The organism is Flavobacterium piscis (genome assembly GCF_001686925.1).
Lineage (GTDB): Bacteria > Bacteroidota > Bacteroidia > Flavobacteriales > Flavobacteriaceae > Flavobacterium > Flavobacterium piscis.
On sequence record NZ_LVEN01000046.1, the window covers coordinates 575,987 to 602,658 of the forward strand.

The 26,672-nt window shown below is 34.3% G+C and carries 25 protein-coding genes; 18 read left to right on the plus strand and 7 right to left on the minus strand.

All coding sequences use genetic code 11. The features are described 5' to 3' along the window. The first annotated feature begins 22 nt into the window (after nt 1-22). The 10 genes from FLP_RS23650 to proC all read left to right on the plus strand — a co-directional run bounded on the left by FLP_RS23650 (nt 23) and on the right by proC (nt 10,214). Nucleotides 23-1,432, plus strand: coding sequence for a T9SS type A sorting domain-containing protein (locus FLP_RS23650; RefSeq protein ID WP_065451937.1), 1,410 nt, complete (start codon nt 23-25; stop codon nt 1,430-1,432). Nucleotides 1,433-1,794: 362 nt separating this feature from the next. Next, nucleotides 1,795-3,066: a serine--tRNA ligase gene (gene serS, locus FLP_RS23655; protein ID WP_065451938.1), complete on the plus strand. Its 1,272-nt coding sequence runs from the start codon at nt 1,795-1,797 to the stop codon at nt 3,064-3,066. A gap of 90 nt (nt 3,067-3,156) precedes the next feature. Beyond that, the gene (lgt, locus tag FLP_RS23660; protein WP_065451939.1) at nt 3,157-3,975 is read left to right on the plus strand and encodes a prolipoprotein diacylglyceryl transferase; all 819 of its coding nucleotides are present in this window, start codon (nt 3,157-3,159) and stop codon (nt 3,973-3,975) included. 222 nt (nt 3,976-4,197) lie between these two features. Next, nucleotides 4,198-5,979 (plus strand): tetratricopeptide repeat protein, encoded by a 1,782-nt coding sequence (locus tag FLP_RS23665; protein WP_065451940.1) that lies wholly within the window; start codon nt 4,198-4,200, stop codon nt 5,977-5,979. 92 nt (nt 5,980-6,071) lie between these two features. Next, nucleotides 6,072-6,383 (plus strand): DUF4286 family protein, encoded by a 312-nt coding sequence (locus FLP_RS23670; RefSeq protein ID WP_065451941.1) that lies wholly within the window; start codon nt 6,072-6,074, stop codon nt 6,381-6,383. A gap of 49 nt (nt 6,384-6,432) precedes the next feature. Further along, a complete protein-coding gene (locus FLP_RS23675; protein ID WP_065451942.1) occupies nt 6,433-6,618 on the plus strand; it encodes a hypothetical protein in 186 nt (61 codons plus the stop codon). A gap of 1 nt (nt 6,619) precedes the next feature. After that, nucleotides 6,620-7,096, plus strand: coding sequence for a nucleotidyl transferase AbiEii/AbiGii toxin family protein (locus tag FLP_RS23680; RefSeq protein WP_065451943.1), 477 nt, complete (start codon nt 6,620-6,622; stop codon nt 7,094-7,096). A gap of 122 nt (nt 7,097-7,218) precedes the next feature. Beyond that, nucleotides 7,219-8,004, plus strand: coding sequence for a 16S rRNA (adenine(1518)-N(6)/adenine(1519)-N(6))-dimethyltransferase RsmA (gene rsmA, locus FLP_RS23685; protein WP_056248114.1), 786 nt, complete (start codon nt 7,219-7,221; stop codon nt 8,002-8,004). After that, nucleotides 7,988-9,337 (plus strand): magnesium transporter, encoded by a 1,350-nt coding sequence (mgtE, locus tag FLP_RS23690; protein WP_065451944.1) that lies wholly within the window; start codon nt 7,988-7,990, stop codon nt 9,335-9,337. Before rsmA ends, mgtE begins: the two co-directional genes overlap by 17 nt. Before the next feature lie 100 nt (nt 9,338-9,437). Beyond that, complete coding sequence (gene proC, locus FLP_RS23695) at nt 9,438-10,214, plus strand: pyrroline-5-carboxylate reductase (protein ID WP_065451945.1); 777 nt, start codon at nt 9,438-9,440, stop codon at nt 10,212-10,214. A gap of 220 nt (nt 10,215-10,434) precedes the next feature. Here proC and FLP_RS23700 read toward each other — a convergent pair whose 3' ends face one another. Genes FLP_RS23700 through nhaA form a run of 3 tightly spaced genes read right to left on the minus strand, consistent with a single transcriptional unit; the run spans nt 10,435 to nt 12,584 of the window. After that, complete coding sequence (locus FLP_RS23700; RefSeq protein WP_065451946.1) at nt 10,435-10,845, minus strand: c-type cytochrome; 411 nt, start codon at nt 10,843-10,845, stop codon at nt 10,435-10,437. Between the two features lie 46 nt (nt 10,846-10,891). Continuing rightward, entirely contained in the window at nt 10,892-11,434 is a 543-nt protein-coding gene (locus FLP_RS23705) for a hypothetical protein (RefSeq protein WP_065451947.1), read from the minus strand. Between the two features lie 4 nt (nt 11,435-11,438). Continuing rightward, a complete protein-coding gene (nhaA, locus tag FLP_RS23710; protein WP_065451948.1) occupies nt 11,439-12,584 on the minus strand; it encodes a Na+/H+ antiporter NhaA in 1,146 nt (381 codons plus the stop codon). Between the two features lie 228 nt (nt 12,585-12,812). Here nhaA and FLP_RS23715 point away from each other — a divergent pair, with 228 nt between their 5' ends. From FLP_RS23715 to FLP_RS23735, 5 genes are all read left to right on the plus strand, one after another. Then, nucleotides 12,813-14,342 (plus strand): hypothetical protein, encoded by a 1,530-nt coding sequence (locus FLP_RS23715; protein WP_065451949.1) that lies wholly within the window; start codon nt 12,813-12,815, stop codon nt 14,340-14,342. A gap of 111 nt (nt 14,343-14,453) precedes the next feature. After that, nucleotides 14,454-15,401, plus strand: a complete 948-nt coding sequence (locus FLP_RS23720) for a 2-hydroxyacid dehydrogenase (protein WP_065451950.1) — start codon at nt 14,454-14,456, stop codon at nt 15,399-15,401. 183 nt (nt 15,402-15,584) lie between these two features. Then, nucleotides 15,585-15,965, plus strand: a complete 381-nt coding sequence (locus FLP_RS23725; RefSeq protein ID WP_065451951.1) for a DUF4234 domain-containing protein — start codon at nt 15,585-15,587, stop codon at nt 15,963-15,965. After that, entirely contained in the window at nt 15,940-16,404 is a 465-nt protein-coding gene (locus FLP_RS23730) for a DUF2752 domain-containing protein (protein WP_065451952.1), read from the plus strand. The genes FLP_RS23725 and FLP_RS23730 overlap by 26 nt, the downstream gene beginning before the upstream one ends. Nucleotides 16,405-16,703: 299 nt before the next feature. Then, complete coding sequence (locus FLP_RS23735; protein ID WP_065451953.1) at nt 16,704-17,804, plus strand: suppressor of fused domain protein; 1,101 nt, start codon at nt 16,704-16,706, stop codon at nt 17,802-17,804. 89 nt (nt 17,805-17,893) lie between these two features. On the opposite strand, the gene FLP_RS23740 is transcribed toward FLP_RS23735, so the two are convergent. After that, nucleotides 17,894-19,696 (minus strand): GNAT family N-acyltransferase, encoded by a 1,803-nt coding sequence (locus FLP_RS23740; protein ID WP_065451954.1) that lies wholly within the window; start codon nt 19,694-19,696, stop codon nt 17,894-17,896. Between the two features lie 118 nt (nt 19,697-19,814). Here FLP_RS23740 and FLP_RS23745 point away from each other — a divergent pair, with 118 nt between their 5' ends. From FLP_RS23745 to FLP_RS23755, 3 genes are all read left to right on the plus strand, one after another. Continuing rightward, entirely contained in the window at nt 19,815-20,576 is a 762-nt protein-coding gene (locus FLP_RS23745; RefSeq protein WP_065451955.1) for an exodeoxyribonuclease III, read from the plus strand. Between the two features lie 125 nt (nt 20,577-20,701). After that, entirely contained in the window at nt 20,702-21,646 is a 945-nt protein-coding gene (locus FLP_RS23750; RefSeq protein WP_065451956.1) for an OmpA family protein, read from the plus strand. Between the two features lie 263 nt (nt 21,647-21,909). Further along, the gene (locus tag FLP_RS23755; RefSeq protein ID WP_065451957.1) at nt 21,910-22,947 is read left to right on the plus strand and encodes an aldo/keto reductase; all 1,038 of its coding nucleotides are present in this window, start codon (nt 21,910-21,912) and stop codon (nt 22,945-22,947) included. Between the two features lie 138 nt (nt 22,948-23,085). Here FLP_RS23755 and FLP_RS23760 read toward each other — a convergent pair whose 3' ends face one another. The 3 genes from FLP_RS23760 to FLP_RS23770 all read right to left on the minus strand — a co-directional run bounded on the left by FLP_RS23760 (nt 23,086) and on the right by FLP_RS23770 (nt 26,596). Continuing rightward, a complete protein-coding gene (locus FLP_RS23760; protein ID WP_065451958.1) occupies nt 23,086-24,732 on the minus strand; it encodes a DUF4139 domain-containing protein in 1,647 nt (548 codons plus the stop codon). A gap of 65 nt (nt 24,733-24,797) precedes the next feature. Then, entirely contained in the window at nt 24,798-25,421 is a 624-nt protein-coding gene (locus tag FLP_RS23765; protein WP_083195936.1) for a murein L,D-transpeptidase catalytic domain-containing protein, read from the minus strand. Between the two features lie 14 nt (nt 25,422-25,435). Further along, complete coding sequence (locus FLP_RS23770) at nt 25,436-26,596, minus strand: vWA domain-containing protein (protein ID WP_065451960.1); 1,161 nt, start codon at nt 26,594-26,596, stop codon at nt 25,436-25,438. Between the last annotated feature and the right edge of the window lie 76 nt (nt 26,597-26,672).

Below are 26,672 nucleotides of genomic sequence, written 5' to 3' on the forward strand. Positions count from 1 at the left end.
AATTTTTTTGACAGAACGTTATATGAATAAAAAAATCGTTTTTGCCTTATTGTTTTTGCCCGTTTTTTTATCTGCACAGGAAAAAGGCAGCGATACATCTGATAATGTTTCAAGATATTTTTATGATGATCATGTAGTTTCTGTCGAGATTTGGTACGGAAAAGATAAAAAACCGGACAGCACAAAAACGTATTATTCGAACGGAAAACTGAATGAGATTTTCTTTTATGATGATCAGGGTCTTAAAGATTCAAATGCTTATCAGTACAACAAACAGGGCGAAAAACTCGTGACCTGGAATTTCTCGCACGGAAAACTGGTAAGCAGAACCGATCACAAATTGCCGTTTAATAAAGACAAAGAAGAAACGGTAAAAAAAGCCCTTAAATTAATGACCGAAATTAATATAAGAACAAATTATAACCCAACAAAGGTGAATGATTTGTTCAATCGCGGTGTTTTAAGTATTAGTCTTGGTAATACAACTTTGGCGCTTGAGGATTTAAAAAAGGTCGAATATTCTGTAGATAAAGATCCTAAAAATAAAGATATTGTCCTGTCTGATTCTTTAGAAAAAAAGAGAGCGGTTTTTAGAAGTAAACTTTACGACCGACTGGCTAATATTTATGCCTCACTCGAAATGGATAATTTTGCTTTTAATTATTGTTATAAGGCTATTCGTAATGCACCGGACGATTTGCGTATTTTGTACAATTTTGCGATCTTATTACAGCGAAGAAAGTCTTATGATTTGGCTCGGTTTTATTTAGAAAAAATTGTAGCTAAAAAACCAGATCACGCACATGCACAATGGGCACTTGCCATATTATACAGCGATACTGGAGAATATCAAAAAGCAATGGAAAGCATTACTGTAGCTTTTAAAAATGAAAAAACCATCATTGACAAGAGTGTAGGATATGGAGGCCGGGATTTACGAACCACAAGAGGATTAATTTATCATAAACTGGGAGAATCAGAGAAAGGAATTGCCGATTTGAAATATGTTTTAGATAGGGATAAAAACAATTCGTATGCGATGAAAAATCTGGGGATTATTTATCTCGATCAACTCCAATACAAAGAAGCCTGCGAATTGTTCAAAAAAGCAGATGAGCTTAATTATACACTTGTTTATGATGAGGTAGATTTACCATCATTATTAGAAAGTGCTTGTAATAACGTTCAGCCCGAAGTTACAGCACTTAAAAAGCCTTTTGTTTATCCTAATCCGGCTCAAACAACAATTTCTATTGAAAATTTAAAAACTAAAAACTTCGATTTTGAGTTTTTTGATTTCGAATCGAAAAGTGCTTTAAAAGGTAAAACCAGCGACGGAACGATAAATGTTATCGCATTAACTCCAGGATTTTATATTTTGAAAGTTACAATTGAAGATGTTGTTGAAACGTTTAAGGTGATTAAAGAATAAATCAAATGAATCAAAATAGAGCTTCAGAGAGGCGTCATTTTTATAGAAAACGATATTGATTTTGTCTTAAAGTTCCATCGGAGCGGTATATTCATCTGTAAAAGATGTCACCCCAGTAGGGTTCTGGATTCAATTGAATTTTCTATTTCTATAAATATTTCGCGCCGCAGGGTTTGTGTTCTATTAAAAATATAAAACTTCGATTTATTTAAAATCTTTGCGCATCTCTGCGTAACCCTTCGTGCATCTCCGTGTAATAACCCCCGAAATAACTTTAGAATCAACTTTGTCGTGATCTTATAAAACATTTCCTTAAATTTGCTTCCGTTATAAAAAAATACAATAGTTATAAAAATCAAGCTATGTTACAAATCGCATTTATTAGAGAGAATCAGGAGAAAGTAATCAAGGCTTTAGCAAAACGAAATATCGATGCTAAAAGCGTTGTTGAAGAAGTCGTGCAATTAGACGAAAACCGTCGTGCAACACAAGTTGAATTAGACAACACTTTATCTGAATCTAATAAATTATCCAAAGATATAGGGGAGTTGATGAAAGCGGGAGAGAAAGCTAAAGCGGCAATCTTAAAAGAAAAAACGGTTTCATTAAAAGAAAAAAGTAAAGAATTAGGCGAAAAAGCAGAAGCTTTGGCAACCGAATTAACCAATTTATTATACACTTTACCCAATCTTCCGGCTGATATTGTTCCTGAAGGAAAAACTCCGGACGATAACTTAAATGTTTTCCAGGAAGGCGATATTCCCGTTCTTCATGAAGGTGCACAGCCTCACTGGGAATTGGTAAAAAAATACGATATCATCGATTTTGAATTGGGTGTAAAAATTGCCGGTGCTGGTTTTCCTGTTTATAAAGGAAAAGGAGCTCGTTTGCAACGTGCCTTAATCAATTATTTTTTAGATAAAAATACCGCTGCAGGATATAATGAAGTTCAGGTGCCGCATTTGGTAAACGAGGCTTCAGGTTACGGAACAGGACAATTACCAGATAAAGAAGGGCAAATGTATCACTCAACAATTGATGATTTATATTTGATTCCAACGGCTGAGGTTCCGGTTACGAATTTGTTTCGCGATGTTTTATTGAGCGAAACAGAATTACCAGTTTTATACACAGCATATACACCATGTTTCCGTCGTGAAGCAGGTTCTTACGGAGCGCACGTGCGCGGATTAAACCGTTTGCACCAATTTGATAAAGTAGAAATTGTACGTGTAGAACATCCTGATAAGTCTTACGAAGCACTTGACGGAATGGTAGAACATGTAAAAGATATTTTGAAAGAATTGAAATTGCCATACAGAGTTTTACGTTTATGTGGTGGCGATATGGGTTTCACATCGGCTTTAACTTATGATTTTGAAGTTTTTTCTACAGCGCAGGATCGTTGGTTAGAGATCAGTTCAGTTTCTAACTTCGAAACTTTTCAGGCCAATCGTTTGAAATTGCGTTTCAAAGACAAAGACGGAAAAAACCAATTGGCACACACGCTTAACGGAAGTTCATTGGCTTTGCCAAGAGTTTTGGCAGGAATATTAGAAAATTACCAAACTCCGGAAGGAATCGTAATTCCAGAAATTTTACGCCCTTACTGCGGATTTGATATTATAAATTAAGATTAAAATAAGTGTACAGTCGCAGTGACAGTTTACAGTTTTTGACTGTGACTGTAAACTGCGACTGAATGCTTTAATAAAGAACCTATTATGAGTAACGGAATTTTAAATTGGAATGTAGATCCGGTTATTGTCATGATAACGGATAGTTTTCCTTTAAAATATTATGGTGCTCTTTTTGCCATCGGACTTTTACTGGGATATTATATCGTAAGAAGTATTTATAAAAAAGAACATCTTTCGCTGGATAATCTGGATAGTTTATTGGTTTATGTAATTGTTGGAACCATTTTAGGCGCGCGATTAGGGCATTGTTTCTTTTATGAACCGTCTTATTTTTTGCAGCATCCCATAGAAATTCTTTTACCTATTCAGAAAGTAGCAGGAGTTTATAAATTTGTAGGTTATCAGGGTCTGGCCAGTCACGGAGGATCGATTGGTGTTTTGATCGCAATGATTTTATATTGCCGAAAATACAATGTTAAGTTCTTATGGATTTTAGATAAAATGGCGATTGGAGTTCCGGTTACAGGGGCTTTTATCAGGTTCGGTAATTTTATGAATTCTGAAATCTACGGAAAACCAACGAACGGAAATTGGGGAGTTGTTTTTCAAAGAGATGATATGATCCCGAGACATCCTACACAGTTGTATGAAGCATTTGCCTATTTATTAATTTTTGGTATTGTACTTTATTTGTACAAAACAGAAAAGTTTAAAAATGCAGACGGGTTTATCTTTGGATGTTTCTTAACTTTAATGTTTGTAGCCCGATTTATAATCGAATTTTTCAAGGAGAATCAAGAAGCTTTCGAGAATGATATGATTATTAATATGGGACAAGTGTTAAGTATTCCTTTTATTTTAATAGGTATCACCTTGATGATTTGGAAATCGAAGAAGGTTTAGGGTGCAGTCGCAGTTTACAGTGAATTGCACTAATGTTGAGACCGAAATCTAGTTTACAGTCACAGGCGCAGTTTACAGTGAATTGCACTAATATTGAGACCGAAATCTAGTTTATAGTCACAGTCGCAGTTTACAGTGAATTGGACTAATGTTGAGACCGAAAACTGAAAACTGAGACTGAAAACTGAGACCGAGACTGTAAACTGAAAAAAAGACTGAATTATGAAAAACATCTTTATTTATATCGTTTTATTATGGTCGGGTTTTGCATTTTCACAAAATGAGCAACTGGCGCAATATTACTACGATAAAGGTGATTTCGAAAAAGCTAAAATTAGTTATGAAGAGCTGCTGAAAATTTCGCCATCTAATACCCAATATTTTTTAAGAACGATCGATTGTTATCAGCAATTGCAACAGTTTGATCTGGCTCAAAAAGTGATTCAGGATCGCTATAACAGATACAAACAAGGCGTTTTTTTAGTAGAATTAGGATATAATTTTCAATTGCAAAAAAATGAGGCTAAAGCCAACGGTTACTACGAGCAGGCAATCGAAAAAATAAAAACAAGTCCTAATGATGTTTACGGAATTGGTAATTCTTTCGAGAAAAAAGTATTGCTGGAATATGCCTTAAAAGCGTATCAAACCGCAATGCAGATACAGCCAAATTATAATTTCAATTTCCAGATTGGGATGTTGTACGGTCAGTTAGGAAAGACCGATCAGATGATCGAACTTTTATTGACAGAATCATACAATAGTCCTCAAAACGCCAATTTAATTCAGACGCAATTATCCCGTTTCATGAATGGCGAAACAGATAATACGGCTTTTAAAGATGCCATGCGTAAAGCATTAATTCTTAGAACGCAAAAAGACCAGGATGTATTCTGGAATCATTACCTGAGTTGGTTTTATGTACAGCAAAAAGAATTTGGTAAAGCCTTTATACAGGAAAAAGCCATTTACAAACGCGAACCTGAATCGCTTTCGAGTATTGTTAATTTAAGTCAGTTTGCTTTGAATGAAGATGACACCGAGACCGCTACAGAGATTCTGAATTTTATTCTTTTAAATACCAAAGATTTAGACTTATTGATTCAGACCAATTCGTATTTAATGCAAATTAAAATCGAGAAAGCACAGGAAAAAGACTATCCAATTATCAATACAGAGTTACAACAATTGCTTGCAACCTATGAAATAACTCCTTTTACCTTATCTTTGCAAATAATTCAGGCGCATTTCCTGGCTTTTAATCTTAAAAAGACTGAAGAAGGGAAGGCAATCGTTAAAAAAGCATTAGAATTAAACTTGAATGATTATCAAAAAGCAGATGCGAAGATGGAGTTGGCTGACATCTTGCTTTTAGAAGAAAAGTTCAATCAGGCGTTGATTTATTATTCGCAAATTCAATTGGATTTAAAGAATGATATCATGGCGCACGAAGCCAGTTTAAAAGCGGCAAAAACAAGTTATTACAAAGGCGACTTTGAGTGGGCTTTGAAGCAATTTAAAGAGCTGAAAGCAGCAAACACACAATTGATTGCCAATGATGCTCTGGAATATTTTTTATTGATTAATGATAATACCGTTGCTGATTCGACACAAACGGCATTAAAACAATTCGCAAAAGGTGATTTTTTAATTTATCAGAATAAAAAAACCGAAGCAATTGCTCAGTTTCAGAGTATTTTAAAAAGCTTTAAAGGGCAAGAAATAGAAGCTGTAACATTGTTGCGGTTAGGTAAAATTTATGAAAGTCAAAAAGATTTTAATTCGGCTTTAAGCCAATACCAACAAATCATTGACAATCATAGTGACGGAATTTATGTAGATGAAGCACTGTTTTTTTCGGCAGAAATTTACAATGACGAATTGAAAAATACAGAAAAAGCAAAACCTTTGTATGAAAAGGTAATTTTTAATCATCAGGACAGTATTTACTTTGTTGATGCCAGAAAAAAATACCGAGAGTTAAGAGGAGACAAGAATTTATAAAATAGATCTTTAGATTGTTAGACTACTTAGATTTTTAGACTTTTCTAAAATCTAAGTAGTCTAATGTCTAAGAAGTCCAAAATCTAAAAAAAATGATTATATACAACGTTACCACAAATATACACGAGAGCGTTCATGACCAATGGTTAAAATGGATGCAGGAAAAACACATACCGGAAATTCTGGCTACCAATAAATTTTCTTCGGCAAGAATTGTTAGGGTTTTGATAGAAGAAGAAATGGGTGGAATTACGTATTCTGTTCAATATGTTACCGATAGTAAAGAAACTTTAGATCAATATTATATCGAAGACGAACCAAAATTTCATCAGGAAGCCTTGTCTTTATTTGCTGATAAAATGCTTTCTTTCAGAACAGAATTGGAAGTGATTTCGGAGCATTAAAATCTAAAATGTTAGTCTCGGTTTTCAGTCTCAGTAAAAATAGAAAATTATGGAAATTAGATTTCAAACTAAAGAAGAAAGTAATAAACAACAGCAAGAGGATTTTTTGAAGTTGTCTAAAGTTGAAAGATTTTATAGTTTTTTACGTTTAAGTGAGAGAATAAGCAGATTTCCTGTGAAGAATAAAGTAGACAAAAACAAAGACAATTTTATAATTGTTATAAAATCAAAATAGAATGTCAAAGCTTTGGGATCAGAATATTGATGAATTTATTGCATTAGCTGCCAAACATAATGTCCGAATGCTTATGGTGGGTGGTGGAGCTGTAAATTTTCATGGATATCAGAGACACTCAGCAGATGTAGATTTTTGGATAGAAACGACCGATGAAAATTTTAAGAAGTTGGTGCTTGTTTTTAATGAGATGGGATATGAAATTGATGATTTTCCTGAAAATGTAAAACAACAACAACAAAATATATCAATAAAATTTTCTCCTGTTGATTTAGATTTGGAATTGATAACTAAATTTTCGGTAAACAAAACTTTTGAAGAGGCTTATAATGATAGTGAGGAAATAACAGTTAATGGCAAAACATTTTTAAAATGGAATGTACTGTCTTTAGAGGATTTGATCACAAGTAAAATTAAAGCAAATAGAGTAAAGGATTTATTAGATATTCAACAGTTACGAGAAATTAATAAAAAATAAAACTTTGTGACTTAGCGCCTTTGTGGCAAATCTCACAAAACAGAAATAAAAAATAAAACTTTGTGTATTAGCGCCTTCGTGGCAAAAATACCTTAGTGCCTTCGCGGCAAATAAAAAAGAAAATGGAAAAAGTAAAAGCCAAAAAACATTTAGGACAACATTTCCTGAAAGACGAAAGTATCGCCAAAGCAATTGCAGATACTTTAAGTTTAAAAGGATACGATGAGGTTTTAGAAATAGGACCGGGGATGGGTGTGTTGACTAAGTATTTGCTTGACAAACCCGTTAACACGCACGTGATTGAGATTGATGGAGAGTCTGTAGTGTATTTGGGTGAAAATTATCCAAAACTAAAAGATAAAATTATCTCTCAGGATTTCCTGAAATACAATATAAACGAGGTTTATGAAAATAAACAATTCGCTATTATTGGAAATTTTCCTTATAATATTTCAACGCAAATCGTTTTTAGAACTTTAGAATTCAAACATCAGATTCCGGAATTTTCGGGGATGTTTCAAAAAGAAGTTGCTGAAAGAATTTGCGAGAAAAAAGGCTCAAAGGCTTATGGAATCTTATCCGTATTGGCCCAGGCTTTCTATGATACAGAGTATCTGTTTACCGTAGATGAAAACGTTTTTATTCCTCCGCCCAAGGTCAAGTCGGGTGTGATGAAAATGACCCGAAAGGAAGATTATAGCCTTCCGTGTGGTGAAAGGTTGTTTTTTACAGTTGTAAAAACTGCTTTTCAGCAAAGACGAAAAACATTACGTAACAGTTTGAAAACATTAAATTTATCTGATGAATTGCGATTAGACACTATCTTTGATAAGCGTCCTGAGCAGCTTAGCGTAGACGAATTTATTGTTTTGACTCAAAAAATAGAAGCCGATGGAGTTCAAAGTTAGCAAAGAATTAATCCACCAGTTAGAAGAGCATATTGTTAATAAAAACGACAAGGCACTTGAAGTTTTATTGAATGATCTGCACCATGCCGATATAGCCGAAATCCTCGATGAACTGGATTTTGACGAGGCAACTTATATCTTTAAGGTTTTAGATAGTGATAAAACAGCCGAAATTCTTCTTGAACTGGAAGATGACCTGCGTGAAAACATCTTAAGCCGACTTTCGCCGAAAGAAATTGCAGAGGAGCTTGATGAGCTTGAAACAAATGATGCGGCCGATATTATTGGTGAACTTTCTCAGGAAATAAAAGCCGAGGTAATCTCCGAGATGCTTGACGTAGAACACGCAAAAGACATTGTCGATTTGTTGCGTTACGACGAAAATTCTGCCGGTGGTTTGATGGGAAAAGAGTTGGTAAAAGTCAATGAAAACTGGAATGTGCTAACTTGTGTAAAAGAAATGCGTATTCAGGCAGAAAATGTTTCAAGAGTACACTCTATTTATGTTGTTGATGATGAAAACCGCTTAAAGGGGAGATTATCATTAAAAGATTTATTGACAACTTCTACCAAAACTCAAATTGGTGACATTTATATCCGAAAATTAAATTTTGTAAACGTAGATACCGAAGATGTTGAGGTAGCACGTATCATGCAAAAATACGATTTGGAGGCAATTCCGGTTGTAGATGAACTTGGACGTTTAGTAGGAAGGATTACTATTGATGACATTTTAGATGTGATAAAGGATGAGGCAGATAAAGATTATCAGTTAGCGGCAGGTATTACACAGGACGTAGAATCTAATGATAGCGTTCTTGAACTTACAAAAGCACGTTTGCCATGGCTTTTAATAGGTATGGTGATCGAAATTGTGGCGTCGTTTGTATTAAAAGGAAACGAAGCTACGTTTCAAAAATATTCAACCTTAATTATTTTTGTACCGTTACTTTCTGCAACCGCAGGAAATATTGGTGTTCAGGCATCGGCAATTGTGGTGCAGGGATTGGCAAACGGAACGCTGAAAGAATTTAGCAGAGGTTATTTTAGTAAAGAAATTAGTGTTTCTATGATTTCAGGAACTATCATATCATTACTTTTATTGGCCTATCATTCTGTAATGTACCAGCAATATTTGGTGGGAATTGCGATTTCAATTTCGATGATTGTAGTAATTTTATTTGCTGCGACTTTAGGAACTCTGGTGCCGCTATTTTTACATAAAAATAAAATTGACCCTGCAATCGCAACGGGTCCGTTTATTACTACAACCAATGACGTATTTGGAATTATGCTCTATTTTGGAGTAGCCAAATTGATTCTTGGTTTCTAAGTTTTTGCAACAAATTAGTAGAATGCAGTGATTTAAGATCTGTAAAATCTGTGTAATTTGTGGCTGAAAAATATGCTATTAACCAGCCAATAAATAAGCAATGAAAGTACATATAATAGGGGGAGGAAATCTTGGGGTTTCTATAGCCTTGGGAATTGCTAAATTCTCCAAAAACAACCAGGTTACCGTTACAAGAAGAAACATCACCAGTATTCAGTATTTAACAGAGTACGGAATTACAGTTTCATCAGATAATAAACATAATATTCAGGAGGCCGATGTGGTGATTTTAACCATAAAACCGTATCAGGTCGATATTGTTTTGGCTGAAATTTTGCCGGCAATTCAAGGCAAAACAATTGCTTCGGCAGTAAGCGGTTTATCTTTGGATGTACTTCAGGAAAAAACAAACAATGCTTTTCCGGTAATTCGTATTATGCCCAATATCGCCGCACAGTTTGGCGAATCGGCAACTTGTATTTCTTTTCCTGAAAAGGACAGAGAAAAAGCTTTGCCAATTGTTGACTTGTTTCAGGATTTAGGAACTGCCCCAGTAATCGACGAAAAGCTGATGGATGCAGCAACAGTTCTTGGAGCATGCGGAACAGCTTATGCTTTAAGATATATTCGTGCTTCGATGCAAGCGGGAATCGAAATAGGTTTTGATTCTCAAACAGCATTAGCCATTGCAGCACAAACTGTAAAAGGAGCTGCAAAAATGTTACTGGAGGAAAAAGTACACCCTGAACAATTAATCGATCGTGTAACAACTCCGCAAGGCTGTACAATCGTAGGATTGAATGAAATGGAACACAATGGCTTTAGTTCATCTTTAATAAAAGGTATTAAAACTTCTTTGAAACAAATCAAAGGTTAGTTTTTAAAGAAATTCAAATATTTTAAAAATCCCAAATTCCAACTTTGTTGAGGTTTGGGATTTTTTTTTATTTTTGAGATGCTAGTTATCGTCATAGTTTGTCACTTCGACGCTAAGAAGTCACACTAGAAACTCCGCAAAGAAACTTGTCAATCTTTGTCGAATTCCGCGTGTGATTTCTCTCTTCGGTCGAAATGGCAATATTGTAGTTAATTGGAATTTAATAACGTGTTCTTGAACAATAATCTATTATTAATGCAAGATTTTCTTCATTTACAAAATCTTTAAACATCGTTCTGTGATAATCTAATCCTAATTTCTCAATTTTAGTACTGTCAATTTTGTGGTTTTTACCAATCATCCATTTTGTAATTACAAGTGAATCTATGTTGCGAAGTGCTGGTCCGGTACTTCTTGCGTCTAGTTTGTGACACGCTGCACAATTTGAATTGAAAATTTCTCTTCCCTTTGTTTCATTTTCTGTTAAATCAGGATTTCCGCAATACGCAGGAACAGGCATTGCGCAAACTAAATAAGTAGGTTGATAAGTTTTTATTTCATAGAATATAAATCCGGTAAGTAGGGTGATAAGTAAAACTGAAAAGAGAAGTATTTGACGGATTTTATTCATTTGCAGCTTTAGTTACTTGGAATTTGGAATTTCAAAAGATTGGAATTTATTTCTTAATCAGCTGTATATATTTCCTGCCACATTCTGAAAGCTTAGTATAAGAATTCATAGCGTTTCCGTAATTCTGAATCGTGAGAGTATCTTTGGTGTAGCTAGCGCCAATTCCTACAGGGATTTTTAATTCTTGAGAATTTGTTCCTGAATCAGCGATAGAATCATTTTCTTCTTCACGGCTAATGTCACCTTCATATTCGTCCCATTCGATGCCTTCTAAAACGATAATTTTCTCTCCGGATTCGTTGGTTGTTAGATTGGCAATACCTTTTAATTCTCGAATTTTTGTTTTTAGAAAATAAGAATAGCTCGTTTTCGTTTTGCTTATTTCAATCGAAATTTGGCACTCATCACTATTATCGGATTCCGGTTGTGTTTCATATACACCTTCAATCAATTCTTTATTTGTGTTTGTTTGAAGTGAAACTTTTGATGTAGAAGCATCTTTTTCGATTGCAGGTTTTGGTTTATTATTGCAGGCCAAAACTAGCAATGCAAGTAAAAATACAGCCGTAATTTTAGATATCGAATTCATAAAATCAAGTGGTTTTATTTCTTGTCAAAATATATTTCAAATAAACAAATCCAAAGATTCCGGAAAGTACGGATGCAATAAGGATAGCTATTTTAGAAAAAACAATAACTTCAGGATCTTTAAAGGCTAAAAGTGTAATAAAAATAGACATTGTAAAACCTATTCCGCCCAACATTCCTGCGCCTAAAATATGTGCCCATTTTAGACTTTTTGGCAAAGCACATAAGCCGGCACTTACTCCAATCGAAGAAAAAAGTACAATTCCTAATGGCTTTCCTATTACTAAACCAAGAATAATACCATATGTATTAGGATGATTTAGCCCCTGATGCCAGTCAGATTCTATAGCGATGCATGTATTGGCAATAGCAAATAGCGGTAAAATGACAAAAGCAACAGGTTTATGTAAAAAGTGCTGCAGTTTATAGGAAGAAGATTTTTCTCCGCCATCTCCAAAAGGGATGACAAAAGCCAATATAACACCGGTAATGGTAGCGTGAACACCAGAATTAAGCATAAAGTACCACATGGCAATTCCTCCAACTAAATAAGGAATCAGGTTTTGAATTTTCATTCGATTCAAAATAAACAAGAAGCCCCATATTCCTAAAGCAATGGCAAGATTTATAAATGCAATTGAGGTGGTGTAAAATATAGCAATAACTATAATAGCTCCCAGATCATCAATAACTGCCAAGGCGGTTAAAAAAACTTTTAATGATGCCGGAACTCTTTTTCCTAAAAGAGATAAAATTCCAATGGCAAACGCTATATCAGTTGCCATAGGAATTCCTGCTCCGTTTTGTGTTGCAGTTCCAAAATTTAAAGCCAGGAAAATAGCCGCGGGAACCAGCATTCCACCAAAAGCCGCCATAATTGGTAATGAAGCGTTTTTTATGCTGGATAATTCACCATGATATATTTCGCGCTCCAATTCTAAACCAATCAGCAAAAAGAAAATCGTCATCAAGCCATCGTTAATCCAGTGTGTGATCGAATGACCGCCTAAGTCTTTTTCCCAAAAAGCAATATAATCTGTCTGAACAGCAGAATTCGCCAAGTAAAGCGATATAATCGTAACAAATAGTAAGAGTAATCCTCCTGATTTTTCGTTGTCAAAAAAGGCTTTAAAAGTCTTGGTTAGTTTCATTGCGGAGGTTTCTGAAGATTTAAAAAAGAGAAATTTTCTCTATTCGTATTTATTCAAAGTTAAAAAAAATCTCACCAATAAAAAATTCAGCAGGTTTCTATTTGACTTTACAACATTTTTAAAATAAATTTTGATGCTTTTTAGAAGCTTTTTAATCGTTGTTGATTTAAGAAAAAACTTAAAAAAATAATAGTATTTTCGTGCTTCTTAATAACCAAAACCACCGTAATGAACTATAAAATAGGTCTATCTCGCGCTTTAATACTTTTTTTTATTCTCATTCAAATTTCATGTAAAAAAGAAAACACTCAAAATGATGGGGAAATCTCTGAAAAAAAGCCCATTCCTGTAAGTATTGACAAAAACTATCAAAAGGATGAGCCGATAACCTGCAATGAAAAACTGAAAGTTAAATCAGTTATTCATTTTTCGAAAAAATACAATTCACCCGAATTATGGCAATATAAATGGGATATGAAAACCGGATCTCTTGAAGGCGTTCATGCATTAGCCAACGGAAATATGCTTTTCGTTATCGAAGAAAGTGATGAAAATCGTAACAATACAGCTGCTTTTGTTTTAATACTCGATAAAGAAGGGAAAGAAATAAAAAAGCAAAAACTGGCATTAAAACCTAAAACAAAGTATGAACTTTTTACCACTCAGGTTGAAACAGACAATCAGGGCGGGTTTACATTATTTATCAAAAAAGAAGATAGAACTTTAACTCAGTCTGTTGAAGAACAAACTGGAGAAGGAAGAGTGCGCTATAACTTAAAAGAATATCATATCGATAAACTAAAATTTAATAATACCTACTCAGGTTATGAAACGGTTAGTAAATCAATGGAATCGATATTCCTAAAATCTTTTCAGGAAAAAGGTATTTCGTATATACCAACAGGTAATTTTTCTGTAGAATATCTAAAAGGTAAAATCTGTGTTTATGGACAAGTTGGAAAGTCTGAAGTGGAGCAAATGCCGTTTGTCGCAATACTCGACACTAATCTTAAACTTGTAAAAATGAATGTTTTTGAGCAGTACGTAGATACGAAAATAGATAAAATAAAATTGAATAGTGATGGCGGTTTGTATATCGAAGGAATAGAAAACACAAGTGCCGATGGTTCCTATTATGCAACGAATAAAAGATTTACAATAAACTCAGATTTAAAAGTTACTGCAGACAAGTCAGATAAAGAACCTTATGAATCTGTTTATCGCGGACCATCGGCACCTGAGGAAAGTGATGAAGAGGAAAGCGAAACAGAAACTTCTGCAACAGAAACCCAGGAATCTGTTGTTGAACCAGCAAAAGAAGAAACCTGGTCGACGGTTACATTTTATAAAGATGAAGTAAAAAAGGAAACGTATAACTTTAAGCAAAAAGGAATGTTTTCGAATAAAATCATATTCGAAAAACTGAGTTCCGATAATACAGCTTTATGGCAAATACAATTTGTATTCCCGGATAATTACGAAGTACCGTATATCAATAGTGCAGAAGGATTTAAACGTGCCAATGGAGATTTTGTGTTTTGGTTGTACTTAACGGAGAAATCTAATGGAGATGAAAAACAAAGCGTGGCAATTTTCGTGATAAATAAAGAGGGACGTCTAATTCGTCAGTTTCAAACACCGGGTTATGCTGCGCTTACTGAGTTTAGAATGACAGAATCAAATGGTCAGCTAACGACAGGAGTGATAAAATACGATTCGCCATATGTGTTCTATTCGTTTGCTTATCTTTTAGACTAATCAAAAAATATTTTAATACCATTTTTGGCTTGCTTTACATTTTGTTCGATGAGTTATGAAAGGAAAATATAAAGAATTAGCCGTATTTTTGTCCCCATAAAAACAACTACAATGAGCATAAAAATTCTGCATATCGACAGTAATAACCCAATTCTTTGGCAACAATTAGAAGATGCCGGTTTTGAAAACCACGCCGATTTTAAATCTTCGAAAGAAGAAATCGAGGCTAAAATTCAGGATTATAACGGAATCGTAATTCGAAGCCGTTTTAAAATTGATAAAACCTTTCTTGACAAAGCGACCAGGTTGCAGTTTATTGCCAGAGTGGGCGCGGGATTAGAAAGTATCGATTGTGATTATGCCGAAACAAAAAAGATTCATTTAATTGCGGCTCCGGAAGGTAATCGCAACGCTGTTGCAGAACATTCATTGGGTGTAATTTTATCTTTATTTAATAATTTGAATCAGGCCGACGCCGAAATTAAAGCGGGACAATGGAATCGTGAAAGTAATCGCGGTCATGAATTAGATGGCAAAACAGTAGGGATTATTGGTTATGGAAACATGGGGAAAGCTTTCGCTAAAAAACTTCGTGGTTTTGAGACGGAGGTTATTTTTTATGACATCTTAGAAAATATTGGTGACGAAAACGCCAGACAAGTTTCATTACACGAATTGCAACAAAAAGCAGATGTATTGAGTTTGCATCTTCCGTGGACTCCCGAGACGGATAAAATGGTTAATACTAATTTTATAAATGCTTTTGCAAAGCCATTTTGGATTGTAAATACATCGCGCGGTAAAAATATCGTAACGGCAGATTTGGTAGCGGCAATGAAGTCTAAAAAGATTTTAGGTGCAGGTTTGGATGTTTTAGAGTATGAAAAATTATCCTTTGAAACTTTATTTCAGGATAAAAATACTCCAGAAGCTTTTCAGTATCTTTTAGAAGCTAAGAATGTATTGCTAACGCCTCATATTGCCGGTTGGACTTTTGAAAGTCACGAACGTCTGGCGCAGGTAATTGTCGATAAAATCAAGGCACTTTACTCAAAGTAAGCAGGATAGGAGATCGCAGAGTTTTGTTTGTCTTTTTTTTGGAATTTTATAACGAGTTTTTTCTGTATAATTTGCATGAGATAATTAGTTTATAAGGTTAATTTTTAATAATATTGTCTCCAAAAATAAGGAGTAGCCGAAAATCCGAAGAGTAGGAATTAACCAATTAATTTAATAAATAAAATGGAGAACAATTTTACAGAGACATCAAATAATTTTAACGAAATTCCAGAATTTAAAGTAGATCCTATTATGGTATTGCTTTTTAGTATTTTATCTTGCGGATTATATTTAATCTATTGGAATATTAAGGTGTCTGAAGTTTTTAATGCTGTTGCAGGAAGAGAAGTTATTTCGCAGCCTATCGCAATTTTTGCGGGATGTTGTATGCCGGTAAATATTTATTTTTATTACTTGGCTGGTAAAGAAGCATTGCCAAAAGTATATGAAAGAACAGGAGAGCTTCAAAAAGATCAGTCTACTTTATTAATTGTTTTAGGATTCTTTTTTCCTTTTGCAGCTGCAATGATCGTACAAGGTGATATCAACAGATTATACAAATAATAGCAGAGTAAAGCGTAAAGTTTACGGAATTATCGGTGCAGCAATTACACTGATAATTCCGTTTTTCTTAATGCTTAACAACCACAATGATCATTTAGAGACAGATCAGTCGTTTTGTCCTTTTAAGATGATTTCAGGTTTTCCCTGTCCGGGTTGTGGGATAACAAAATCTTTAGTGTATTTCTATCACGGAGATATTTATAAAAGTGTTAGTTATCATATTTTAGGGCCTTTTGTTATTGTATTTTGCTGGCTGACTATTATTATACTGACCACAGAAATCATTACCAAAAAAGAATATTTTACAGGGCTTTTATACAATCGAAAATTAGCCTATAATATGGCTTATTTTCTCGCCTTTTATCATTTGATACGATTAGTGTTATTTGTTAGAAATAATTCTTTTGATGATATCTTACATCAGTCGATTTGGTTTTAAAATAAAGGAATCCCATTTGTGAAACAAATGGGATTTTTTTTTGAGTGTCCCGCTCACAAAATTTAGCAGACAATTTTAAAAAATGTACTTTATAACTTTAAACTCGTCATTGAGCTGATCTAAACGAGAAAAACGCTCATTCTATAAATGAAATTATAAATTACTTTTTCATGAGTTTCGACATAAGTTCCTACTAACTGAAATTAAAAAGCATTATTTTAGTTTAAACTTAATAATGTTTTCTTGATAAAACGTTACTTAAAGTGTAATTTTAATTTGAAAATAATAAATATACAAACATGGGATTATTTAGTAGAAATAATAATAAAATTGAAAAGCCGAAGGTTATTCTTGAGCTAAGAAGTCCTGGATGTCCAATAACTGCAATTGTAGAGCAGGATAATAGAACTGCCTACTTTTACTTGTTTGGAGATAATGAAGATTTTGGCACAAAAAGCTGCTGGATTAGAAATTTAGATGCGGCGCCAGATGAAATAGAGACAAAATTGATGGAAAAAGGTGTTCCGCCTATGTTAACCAAAGAATTTTGCAAATTTCCCGAAGGACAGGAAGAACTTAATGCTAATAATCTGGAAATTGTTTGGTTGGAAGAAGGAGATGGGGCAGCTTTACTGGAAAACGGAGAAATCTTATGTATAATTCCTGCTTGGGGAGGTAATGGCGGATTTTACGGATATGCTCGCGATTGTAAAGGAACAGGCGATTTTGCCTGGGAACTTTCAGAAGATAATGAAATGCACACACGTGTTAAACGTTCTGCCGAATTTTTAAAATCATGGGATGAAGAAGTGAACCCTTTTATGTTTCTGCAGCCCGAAATTTTAAATTATTACGACACAATATTCGGAAAAAGTGAGAAGTATTATGCGATTGATAATTCAGAATGGCTTCCAAAAGGTCTGTATGTAAATCAAGGCGTAGAAAAAGTTGTTTTTGCAACAGTAGCTGTATCATTGCGACCACAGCCCAAAATAGAGATGTATTTTGAAAATACAAGTGATGTTAATAGAATAGAACTTGGAGCTATTATAAAGTCTGCATTGAACAACGACCAGGTAAATAAAATTGCGAGCTCTATAAGCGGAATGACGGCAATACCATGGGATTATGTTACTTTTTTAGCAGAAGGCCATACAGTAGGGTTTCAAACTGGAGTTAATGAAAAATTTAATTTTGGCATACTTACCAATAAGCTCAAAGTGCTGCCAGAAGTTCAATTACCCCAATATAGAGAATCAAATACTACTTTTTTATGGGTAGTTCCTATATCAAGTAGAGAAAGAGCTGAAATGATAGAATCTGGAGTTGAGGGTGTTCTTGCTAAACTAGATGATATTGGAGAAGAAATATTTAGTTTAAACCGGGAAGAAGTTGTTTAAAATTAAAGCAATAAAGGAAGTAAAGAAGGTGCTTTAAAAAAAGAAACTCATAAGTAATTGTACTTATGAGTTTCTTTTTTTGATATGTTTTAATCTTCTTTCTCAGCTAATTTACGTTCCAGTTCTATCTGAAACTCTTCGATAACAGGTTTCATCGTGCTTTCAGGAATATCTGCTATTCTTATATACATTAAACCATCTACGGCATTGTTAAACAAAGGATCGACGTTAAAAGCGACAACACGTGCATTTTGCTTGATGTATTTTTTAATTAAAACCGGCAAACGTAAATTTCCTGGTTCTAATTCGTCAATGATTTTATCGAATTTGTTTAAGTCAGATTCTGCTTCATCAAAAATAAAATCTTTATCAGCATCTTTTAGTTTTACTTTATATGCTTTTTTAGGATGAATATATTGTGCAATATAAGGATCGTAATAATTCGACTTCATGAACTCAATCATCAATGATTTCGAAAAGTCAGAAAATTGATTGCTGATACTTACTCCGCCCAATAAATATTTATGTTCAGGGTAACGTAACGTAGTATGAATAATACCTTTCCATAACAAGAACAGAGGCATTGGTTTTTGCTGATATTCCTTGATGATAAATGCACGACCCATTTCGATCGATTTGTGCATCATATCATGAAGTTCAGGTTCGAATCTAAATAAATCATTCAAATAAAAACCTTCAATGCCATATTTCGGGTAAATTTCAGAACCCAATCCCATACGATAGGCACCGGCAATTTTTTTGGTTTCATCATCCCATAAAAACATATGGTGATAATATTGATCAAATTTGTCTAAATCGATAGATTCATTAGTTCCTTCACCTACTTCACGAAAAGTGATTTCCCGCAAACGGCCAATTTCGTGCAGAATATTCGGAATCGATTTTGCTCTTGCAAAAAACACTTCGTAATTTTTACTCTGCAATAAACGACAATCGCTATTTCTTAACGCATTTACTTCGTTAATCATTTCTAATTCGTTTGCAGGCGTAACGATTTTTTTAGGTGCTTTTGGTATTTTTAAATTCGCTGTGTCCAGTAATTTATGATCCTTTTCGAAAGGGTTGGCAAGCATATAAGTCTTCTTTCTTAAGAATTCAGAGTAATCTTCAAACGATTCAAACTCGTTTTGTTCGTTTACAGAAATTGGTTTTCCAATACGCACTTTAATTACACGATCTTTCTGCGTAAGCAATTCCGATGGTAATTTAGCAGTTCTTAAAGTATCATCAATTTTAGAAAGCCAATAAAACAATCGGCTGTTTTTAGCATGAAAATAAATCGGTACAACCGGAACTTTGGCTTTTCTAATCAATTTTAGAGCGCCTTCTTCCCAAGGTTTATCCACTACTAATTTCCCGTCTCTATAAGTCGAAACTTCACCGGCAGGGAAAATTCCCAACGGTTTTCCATCACTTAAATGACGTAACGTTTCTTTAATTCCCACTACGCTCGATTTAGCATCCCTATGATTCTCAAAAGGATTGACCGGCATAATGTATTTTTTAAGCGGAACAATTCGGTGTAATAAAAAGTTGGCGATAATCTTGAAATTTGGTTCTCTTTCGAGCATTAATTTCAATAGCAAAATACCATCAATTCCTCCAAGCGGATGATTTGAAATGGTAATATAAGCGCCATCTTTAGGTAAACGTTTTAAATCTTCTTCCGGAATTTCAAACTTAATTTGCAATTCATCCAATACTCCGTTTAAAAACGCAACGTCTTCTAAATGTTTATTATGATCGTAAATTTTATTAAGGGTAGAAATTTTAAGGACCTTCATAAGAATCCAGCCTGAAAAAGTACCAAGAACTCCGTACTTCTCAACATTTATTGCCTTTGCAACTTCTTTCGCGGTAACTAAACCCATGTACTATTTTTAATTTATTAGAGCAGCGAACAAAGATAACAAAAAAGTCTACTTTTCGCTGTTTCAAACACAAACTTTCCACTTTTTTATTACATTTGGAATCCTTAAAAAAACACTGATGAAAATTATTTCTTATAATGTAAACGGAATACGCGCCGCAATAACTAAAGGCTTTATCGAATGGTTACGTAATGCCAACCCTGATGTTATTTGTCTTCAGGAAATAAAAGCCACCGAAGAGCAAATTCCGGTCGATTTAATAAAAGATGCCGGTTACCCTTATCAATATTATTATCCTGCTACCAAAAAAGGCTACAGTGGTGTGGCTATCTTATCTAAAATAAAACCCAATAATGTAGTTTACGGAACCGGAATTCAGCACATGGATTTTGAAGGACGTAACCTTCGTGCCGATTTCGACGACTGTTCTGTAATGAGTCTTTACCTTCCGTCAGGAACGAATATTGAAAGATTAGATCATAAATTTATGTTTATGGATGACTTTCAAACTTATGTTAACGAGCTAAAGCTAACAATACCTAATTTGATTATTTGTGGCGATTACAACATTTGCCACGAAGCTATTGATATTCATGATCCCGTTCGTAACAAAACCGTTTCTGGATTTTTACCTGCAGAACGCGCCTGGCTTGATGGCTTTATGAAATCAGGTTTTGTCGACAGTTTCCGTCATTTCAATAAAGATCCACATCATTATTCATGGTGGAGTTACCGCGCCGGAGCCAGAGGAAATAACAAAGGCTGGCGTATCGATTATAATTTGGTCAGCGACTCTTTACAGCACAGATTAAAACGTGCCGTAATTCTTCCGGACGCCGTACATTCAGATCATTGCCCGGTTTTAGTCGAAATCGAGTAAAGTTTGGTACTGTTCTTGTTGAAAGAATAGCGAGTTAAAATTTCAAAATTAATATTGTCATTGATATTGAATTTTGACATTGTTGATTATTAATGCGCCCCCAAAAATAAAAACCAAAAAGTAATATGATTAAAAAGGCCTCCATCGGATTACTAGTTGTAGCTATGTCTATGACTTCATGCGTATCCAAGAAAATTTACAACGATCTTGAAACGAAATATTCAGATCTTAAAAAAGAAAACCGTTCCATAGCAGATCAAAATGCCGATTTGCAAAAATCAAAAAATCAGTTAGAATTAGAACGTGATAATCTAACCAAAGATTTAAATGCAACCAAAGACGAATTAACAAAACAAAAAGCTGATTTGGCTGCAGCACAAAGCAAGTTCAAAGTTTTGCAGGATTCATACAATGCATTAGAGAAAAACAGCAACGATGCATTAGAGAAAAACATGGCTAAAAACCGTGAATTGTTGGCACAATTAGAAGCAAAATCAAAAAAACTTGCCGAAGAACAAGCGAGTCTTGATAAAACAGCAAGTCGCTTAAACGAACTTGAAGCGATGATTGCTGCGAAAGAAGAAGCAATGCGCAAATTAAAAGAAACTTTATCTAAAGCCTTAAACGGTTTTGAAGGTAAAGGACTTACTGTTGAACAAAAAAACGGAAAAGTATATGTTTCTATGGAAAACAAATTACTTTTTAATTCAGGAAGCTGGGCCGTTGGAACCGAAGGTAGAAAAGCTGTTGTAGAATTAGGAAAAGTATTAGGGGACAATCCGGATCTTTCAGTTCTTATCGAAGGTCATACAGATGATGATCCGTATGCAGGTTCAGGACCAATTGCAAACAACTGGGATTTATCGACTAAAAGAGCTACAGCAATTGTAAATATTTTAAGCGAAAACACTAAAATCAACAAACAAAAACTAACAGCAGCGGGCCGTAGCGAATTTTCTCCACTAGCGAGTAATGCTACCCCGGAAGGAAAAGCTAAAAACCGTAGAATCGAAATCATCTTAACACCAAGATTAGATGAAATCGCTGATATGTTGAATAGTATTAATTAAAGTTGCTAAGATTCTAAGGGACTAAGTTTCTAAGTTTTTTATAAGAAAGGTTCAAAGTTTTACTTTGAACCTTTTTTGTTTATCAAAAATAAAACTTAGTCCCTTAGAATCTTAGCAACTCAGAACCTTAAAAAAAACCTTATCCTTTTTTTAACTTTTGTACAATTTTCATTTGAAAAATCCCGTCGTATCTTTGAATTTTATAATTCAAAAGCTGTAAACTTAGAATCTTAGTCACTCAGCAACTTAGCAACTCAAAAGAAATGAAGTATACCACACTACCCAACACCGACATAAAAGTTAGTAAAATAAACCTCGGAACAATGACTTTCGGGCAACAAAACACCGAAGCAGAAGGACATCAACAAATGGATTATGCACTGGAAAGAGGAATTAATTTTTTTGATACTGCCGAAATGTATTCAGTTCCTGCAAACGAAAGTACTTACGGAAGTACAGAGAAAATTATAGGAACCTGGTTCAAGAAAACCGGAAATCGCGAAAAAGTGGTTTTGGCCTCTAAAATTGCGGGTCCAAACCCTAATTTTACTTATATGCGTGAGAAAGTAGATTTCTCTCCGGAAAGTATTAAATACGCTTTAGAAAACAGCTTAAAACGTCTTCAGACAGATTATATTGATTTGTACCAAATGCATTGGCCGGAACGACCAACCAATTATTTTGGACAACGCGGTTTTAAAGATCAAGATGCTGAATGGGAAGATAATTTTAGAGAAACCCTCGAAACTTTTGACGGATTAATCAAAGAAGGAAAAATAAAACACATTGGGGTTTCTAACGAAAATGCCTGGGGAATGATGCGTCTTCTGGAAGAAAGTAAATATCATAATTTGCCAAGAATTAAAACCGTTCAAAATCCGTACAATTTATTAAATCGTCTTTTTGAAGTAGGTTCTGCCGAAGTTTCAAAATATGAAAATGTAGGTTTACTGGCTTATTCTCCTTTGGCTTTTGGAGTTTTAACGGGTAAATTTTTAACCGGAGAAGCACATCCAAACGCAAGAATCAATCTTTTTCCGCAATACACACGTTACAATAGCGATCAATGTTTGCAAGCAACAAGATTGTATCAGGAAATTGCTAAAAAACACGGCCTGACATTAACAGAATTGGCATTAGGATTTGTTTTGCAACAGCCGTTTTTAACCAGTGCAATTATTGGCGCAACCACAATGGAACAATTAAAAGAAAATATAGACACAATTGATGTGTTTTTGTCCAAAGAAATTTTAACTGAAATAGCGGGAGTTCAGGCGATAATTCCTGATCCGGCTCCGTAAATGAATAATGGCTTCGACTCCGCTCAGCCTGACAATCGTTAAAAGACGAATTGTTTCCTAATGTCATCCTGAGCGAAGTCGAAGGCTTGTTAACTAAAAAAATCCCGATACATTTTTTCTGTATCGGGATTTTATGTTTTAAAGATTCAAATTCTGGTCTTTTGGATATCTGACTTTATAACTAATTCTGAATTTCTTGTTTTCATTTGGTTTTAGCTGTAATTGCCAGGTAAGTATTCCGGTTTCGGCATTTATTTTTGCACCGTCACTTTGTAGCAATTCTACCTCAATTTCTTTATTGGTACTTAACGGATATTGATCTTTCAATAACAATTCAACCGCTTCTTTTTTATTGTTTCTAACCGTAATATCAAAAGTAAAAGTTTGTTCTTTCTTGGCAGATAAAAACTTAGTTCCTGATTTATCAGCCACTTTTTCTCGCTTAATCGAAACCTTTTTATCACGTCCCATGCTTAAATTCAAAGTATCGCTCGTTTGATTTGGTTCTATAAAAGTTTTACCAACATACATGCCTTCAAAAATAATATTAGCTTCACCTCTTAGTAAATTATACTTACTGTAATCTGCAATTTCGGCCAATAGGAAAGCTTCATTTTCTACTCGCGGAACTGCATAATATTTGTAAGTTGCTGGAAGTTTAATCTCTTTTAATGAAACACTGTGTATTTTTCCGTTAGATAAAATGTCATAAGGAATATCAATATCAAACGAAACATTCAGTTGGTTTTCTGCGACAGTAGTATAATTTGAAACGGATGATTTTTCCAGTATAGGTGAAGGCATATCCATAGATTCGCTTAATTGTTCTTTTGAAATTTTAGCAACACTTCCCTGAATTTGATTCCTTTTACTTCTGGATGCGTAACCGCTCACGACAACTTCTTCCAGATAGGTTTGATTGGCTAAAAACCAAGAACTTAATATTGGTGCCTGATTATTTTGATTAGGCAATCCGCTTGATAAAGTCAGTTTTACTTTTTTCCAGTCGATACCGGTATTCTGAACAACTTGTGCTTTGTACATCATATTAATTGGCGCTGTAACACTCTCGGCACGCAAATCATAAAATGGTGTCCAGGTTGCATTATCAGTTAGATAAGAAATGTCAAACGGAATCACTCCTGCATTTTGATTCATCACCTGCAATATTAGTTTTCCTGATGATGTTTTTTCTTCTTTATTAGCGTTTACTTCTAGCTTATTGTTGAGTTTTCGAAGTGTTTCATTCAGCTTTTGCTGTTTCTCAGAAAGTGTATTAATGTTGTTGGCAATCTCGATTTGCTTGTTTTTATAATAATCCACCATTTTCATTAATTCGGTTACGTTCAAACCTGAATTTACGCCCGAAATCTGCTGGTTTTTATCTAAAAGCTGTATCGTTTTGTTTTCAGAGTTAATGGTATTATTCACCTTCTGAATTTCTTTCTGAACCAAAACAATACTGTCTCTTACTATTTTTAGTGCAGGAGATTTAGAATCAGTATCATATTCTGAAATGTAATTATTGGTAAATTGAACCGAAAGAACGGTTACGCCAGATGGTGCGCCAATTTGCACAGAATTTTCATTTAAATTCACCGCAACATTTTTGATTACTATTTCGCTCGCACCGGCTGGTAATGTTGCGGTTGCAGTTTGAGATAGTTCGGCGGCATTAAAATATACGGTTGCTGATTGTACCTTGGCAGTAGTGAAAATAGGTTTTTGTGCCAATACAAAAGTAGTTACTAATAGCAAGAGCAATGTGGCTTGTTTTTTAATCATGAGTTAATAATTTAAGTTTAAATTTTGAAAGATATAGATTACAAATATCTAAAAGTTAAATTGATTTAGTAGTACATAACCAAAATGATTTTCTTTTTAGAATCATCAATCTTTTTTTCGATTACGCCAAAAAACTTTTCGTTGACCATTGGGCATCCCAAACTATTGCAAATAGGATTCATTTGCTCTTCAAAAGGAACGTCAACATATTTGTGAAGTACTATATTTCGGTCGAAAGCATTACTGTTTGTCTTGTCTAAACCGTATAATTTATAGGCTTTGCCAAATCTTCCGGAATAGGAACCGCCAACAGCATATTTTCCTAAAGAACTGCAATTCGAATTTTTGACATTGCTAAATTTTAGCTTTCCGTAAGTTCCAGTTTCAGATCCGGAGCCGTGCCCGACTAAACCTTTATCAAGTATTTTGTTGTGTTTTAAATCGTAAATAAAAAACCGGTTTTTTCCAGATTCAATCTTCATGTCTAAAAAGAAAACAACATCTGAATTGTATTTAGGCGTTTTCCCCAAAAAACTCCTGATTTCAGTGATCTCACTTTTTAGTTTCTCTTCGTAGGAATAAACCGGTTTTGAATTTTTAATACTTATCGATTCTTCTTTTTTGTTCATACATGCAAAACTCAGACCAAAAATGCTGCACAGAAGTAAAAGGAAAATTTTGTTTTTCATGTTATGTGCTCTTTTTATTTCTCAACTGTATATCCTTTCACTTTTGCAAAACCAACGATCGATGTATTGATGGCATTTCCCAGATCATCTTGTTTCTTGGTTTTCTTAGTCTCGGCATCAATAAATTGCTGGCGTTTTTTGCCCAATTCGCCAATTTCTTTCTGGATTGTGGCTCTTTCTTTTGTTTTTTGCTCGACAATTGTTTTGATCTCGGCTTCAGATTTATTCTGTAGTTCTTTTGGTAATTCTTCTTTTTTAATTTTAGAAATAGCCGTTTTATCCTCTTTGACTTTGTCTACCAAATCCCAGCTTTCATTTTTATAAACCGCTTTTGATTTGCTTACCGCACGTTCTGCATAATTGGAGGCAGAAACTTTTTGTGCATTTTTATCCTGTGTTTCCTGATTCATTTTTTTTGAAGAACCTTTGGCGCCATAACTAATGTAAGTTTTGTTGATTTTTTCGTTACATTTTGTAATTTCATCATCATATGGCGTGGCAATGTATCGCACAGATTCATTAGAATCGATATTAAAATATTTCCCTTTTCCGTAATCGGCACCGTTTTTCCATAGTTCGCGTATGCCTTGTGCTTTGTCTCCGCAATAAATAGTATTTACATAAATGCCATTTTTTAAAGCATCACTAATCGCTTCTTTATAATTAATCCCGCCTTGATTGAATTCTTCGTTTCCGGCAATATAAATCAGCTTCATATTGTTGTTTTCTTTCGCCCATTTTAGTTTTTTGGTCGCATCCTGAATAACAGCTCCGCAATATTCGCTGCCTCCATTGGTACTCAGGGCAAATAGTTTTTCTGAAATCAAATCAAGATCTGTAGAAAGAGGTGCTATTTGTCGTATGTAATTCGATTTTTCAGATAATCCGTCATTTCCATATTCATATAAAGCAATTTCGATATCAGGCGTTTTTCCATCATATTTTAAAGTGGTCAGCGTATTTACAATGTTCCAAAGCCTGGATTTTGCCTGATCGATTAAACCATCCATACTGCCCGAGGTGTCCAGTAAAAGTGCTACTTGTATTTTGGTATTTTCTGTTGCTATTGGTTTTTCGATTACAATATTCTTTTTAGAATTTGCATTCGAAGAATTGCAGCTTGCAAAAGAAATTGCAGTGGCTAAAAGTGCTGAGATAAACAAGTTTGATTTCATGATTTCGAGTTTTTAATTGTTGATTACAGATCAAACTTAAAAACTTAAAGACCTCGTTTTTTGCAGAAAGGGTGAA

Coding starts and splice junctions, on each gene's coding strand:
- proC (WP_065451945.1), top strand. CDS start 9,438: ATGAAAGTACATATAATAGGGGGAGGAAATCTTGGGGTTTCTATAGCC.
- FLP_RS23705 (WP_065451947.1), bottom strand. CDS start 11,434: ATGAATTCGATATCTAAAATTACGGCTGTATTTTTACTTGCATTGCTA.
- FLP_RS23765 (WP_083195936.1), bottom strand. CDS start 25,421: ATGAAAAACAAAATTTTCCTTTTACTTCTGTGCAGCATTTTTGGTCTG.
- FLP_RS23675 (WP_065451942.1), top strand. CDS start 6,433: ATGGAAATTAGATTTCAAACTAAAGAAGAAAGTAATAAACAACAGCAA.
- FLP_RS23770 (WP_065451960.1), bottom strand. CDS start 26,596: ATGAAATCAAACTTGTTTATCTCAGCACTTTTAGCCACTGCAATTTCT.
- FLP_RS23735 (WP_065451953.1), top strand. CDS start 16,704: ATGGGATTATTTAGTAGAAATAATAATAAAATTGAAAAGCCGAAGGTT.
- FLP_RS23740 (WP_065451954.1), bottom strand. CDS start 19,696: ATGGGTTTAGTTACCGCGAAAGAAGTTGCAAAGGCAATAAATGTTGAG.
- FLP_RS23700 (WP_065451946.1), bottom strand. CDS start 10,845: ATGAATAAAATCCGTCAAATACTTCTCTTTTCAGTTTTACTTATCACC.
- FLP_RS23665 (WP_065451940.1), top strand. CDS start 4,198: ATGAAAAACATCTTTATTTATATCGTTTTATTATGGTCGGGTTTTGCA.
- FLP_RS23750 (WP_065451956.1), top strand. CDS start 20,702: ATGATTAAAAAGGCCTCCATCGGATTACTAGTTGTAGCTATGTCTATG.
- FLP_RS23745 (WP_065451955.1), top strand. CDS start 19,815: ATGAAAATTATTTCTTATAATGTAAACGGAATACGCGCCGCAATAACT.
- FLP_RS23755 (WP_065451957.1), top strand. CDS start 21,910: ATGAAGTATACCACACTACCCAACACCGACATAAAAGTTAGTAAAATA.
- mgtE (WP_065451944.1), top strand. CDS start 7,988: ATGGAGTTCAAAGTTAGCAAAGAATTAATCCACCAGTTAGAAGAGCAT.
- FLP_RS23720 (WP_065451950.1), top strand. CDS start 14,454: ATGAGCATAAAAATTCTGCATATCGACAGTAATAACCCAATTCTTTGG.
- FLP_RS23725 (WP_065451951.1), top strand. CDS start 15,585: ATGGAGAACAATTTTACAGAGACATCAAATAATTTTAACGAAATTCCA.
- FLP_RS23670 (WP_065451941.1), top strand. CDS start 6,072: ATGATTATATACAACGTTACCACAAATATACACGAGAGCGTTCATGAC.
- nhaA (WP_065451948.1), bottom strand. CDS start 12,584: ATGAAACTAACCAAGACTTTTAAAGCCTTTTTTGACAACGAAAAATCA.
- FLP_RS23650 (WP_065451937.1), top strand. CDS start 23: ATGAATAAAAAAATCGTTTTTGCCTTATTGTTTTTGCCCGTTTTTTTA.
- FLP_RS23760 (WP_065451958.1), bottom strand. CDS start 24,732: ATGATTAAAAAACAAGCCACATTGCTCTTGCTATTAGTAACTACTTTT.
- FLP_RS23715 (WP_065451949.1), top strand. CDS start 12,813: ATGAACTATAAAATAGGTCTATCTCGCGCTTTAATACTTTTTTTTATT.
- rsmA (WP_056248114.1), top strand. CDS start 7,219: ATGGAAAAAGTAAAAGCCAAAAAACATTTAGGACAACATTTCCTGAAA.
- serS (WP_065451938.1), top strand. CDS start 1,795: ATGTTACAAATCGCATTTATTAGAGAGAATCAGGAGAAAGTAATCAAG.
- lgt (WP_065451939.1), top strand. CDS start 3,157: ATGAGTAACGGAATTTTAAATTGGAATGTAGATCCGGTTATTGTCATG.
- FLP_RS23680 (WP_065451943.1), top strand. CDS start 6,620: ATGTCAAAGCTTTGGGATCAGAATATTGATGAATTTATTGCATTAGCT.